Origin of the sequence: Acinetobacter sp. 102, from assembly GCF_037028485.1 — a bacterium.
GTDB lineage: Bacteria > Pseudomonadota > Gammaproteobacteria > Pseudomonadales > Moraxellaceae > Acinetobacter > Acinetobacter higginsii.
Genome location: NZ_JAZEZK010000051.1, coordinates 1 through 1,875, shown reverse-complemented (window position 1 = coordinate 1,875; position 1,875 = coordinate 1). Strand labels below are relative to the sequence as shown.

Here is a 1,875-nt window from a genome sequence, read left to right as displayed (position 1 = left end):
TTTAAAAAGTACTTAGAGACCGAAAACCCTGTTGATTAGACACACTTCACCCTGAGGCTGACCATAATAAAATGACGATGCTTGTCCTTTACGTAGTGCACGCATGACTTCAATACCTTTAATTGTGGCATAAGCCGTCTTCATAGATTTGAATCCTAATGTGGCCCTGATGATCCGCTTTAGCTTGCCATGATCACATTCAATCACGTTATTTTTATACTTAATCTGCCTGTGCTCAAGGTCTGGTGGACATTTACCTTCCCGTTTTGGACTGCCACCATTCTCCTAGACAAATTTCGTCTATTCTTGGACTGCCACCACTCTCCTAGACAAATTTCGTCTATTCTTGGACTGCCACCACTCTCCTAGACAAATTTCGTCTATTCTTTTTGCATAGGAGAGAACATTATGAGTGGACAACGATACACCCCAGAGTTTAAAGATGAAGTTGTTAAATTGATTACTGAACGTGGATATTCTGTCACTGATGTCGCAGAACGTTTAGGCGTATCACAACACAGCATTTATAAATGGCTAAAGGCAGTGCAACCTTTACGCAACAGCCCTGATGAACATGAATTGCTCGAAGCAAAGAAAGAAATCCTTCGCCTTAAAAGTCAGCTTAAACAGACTGAAGAGGAACGGGACATCTTAAAAAAGGCCGCAAGGTACTTTGCAAGCCTGCCCGAGTAAAGTATCAGTTTATTCTGGAATACAGCCATCAATTTAAGATTAAAACGATGTGTCGAGTTCTTAAGATTGCTCGTGCTGGCTATTATGCTTGGCTACATGAACCCGAATCAGGCAGAACAATTGAAGATAGACGGTTATTACAACTAATCCGTTCTTCTTATGATGCCAGTTATGGCATCTATGGTTATCGTCGCATTACGCTGGATCTTAAAGAGTTAGGTGAAAGCTGTGGACCTAATCGTGTGTTGAAGATCATGAAAGACAATGGCATTACCGCTGTTCGAGGATATAAGAAGCATAAAAGTTATGGTCGTGGTCGTCCTCAGATTGTGCCACCTAACCATTTAAATCGAGAGTTTGTTGTAAACACACCTGATACCTCGTGGGTAACTGATATTACCTACATCCGTACTTGGCAAGGCTGGTTATATCTGGCTGTGGTTCTCGATTTATATTCAAGGAAAGTTATCGGTTGGTCAATGAAACCTACGCTTGCCAAGGATATCGTTTTGGATGCACTTTTAATGGCGGTATGGCGACGCAGACCCAATGAACCTGTGATCATACACTCAGACCAAGGCTCACAATACAGTAGCGGAGACTGGCAGAAATTCTGTCAAAAGCATAATTTAGTTCCGAGTATGAGTCGTCGTGGAAACTGTTGGGACAATGCTGTTGCTGAATCCTTTTTTAGTAGTTTAAAGAAGGAAAGAATTAAAAAGAGGATCTATAAAACACGAGAAATAGCGCGTGCAGATGTGTTTGATTATATCGAGATGTTTTACAATCGAATCAGGCGTCATTCGCACCTCGACGGAATGAGCCCAGAAGCATTCGAAGCAGCTTCAAAATGAGGCTGTCTCGTGTCTAGGATACTGGGAGCAGTCCATTTTAACCGTGATATAGCACGTCCATATGTGGGTGCTTTATCCGTGTTGATCACTTGTGGAATTTGCCACTTCTTCACATTATTTAAAATTTTTCCAAGAAAACAATATGCTGATTTGGTATTACGTCTAGAAGAAAGATAAAAATCAATGGTATCGCCACGTTGATCGACTGCACGATACAGATAAGACCATCGTCCATTCACTTTTACATAGGTTTCATCAATATGCCACGAGCTCAGATCTGTAGGATTACGCCAATACCAGCGTAAACGTTTTTCTATTTCAGGAGCAT

At 41.3% G+C, this 1,875-nt stretch carries 1 protein-coding gene and 2 pseudogenes; 1 reads left to right on the top strand and 2 read right to left on the bottom strand.

Features of this window, described 5'->3' with window-relative positions:
• Nucleotides 1–12: 12 nt before the first annotated feature.
• A pseudogene (locus tag WA352_RS21635) lies at nt 13–267 on the bottom strand (DDE-type integrase/transposase/recombinase); the annotation flags it as partial.
• A gap of 141 nt (nt 268–408) precedes the next feature.
• On the opposite strand from WA352_RS21635, the gene WA352_RS21630 reads away from it, so the two are divergent.
• Nucleotides 409–1,547, top strand: a protein-coding gene (locus WA352_RS21630) for an IS3 family transposase (RefSeq protein WP_336143901.1) whose coding sequence is annotated in 2 segments (ribosomal slippage) — nt 409–667 and nt 667–1,547 — 1,140 coding nt in all. Because the reading frame shifts where the segments join, the coding sequence is not laid out codon by codon here.
• Nucleotides 1,548–1,582: 35 nt separating this feature from the next.
• On the opposite strand, the pseudogene WA352_RS21625 reads toward WA352_RS21630, so the two are convergent.
• Nucleotides 1,583–1,875: pseudogene (locus WA352_RS21625) on the bottom strand (IS6-like element IS1006 family transposase); the annotation flags it as partial.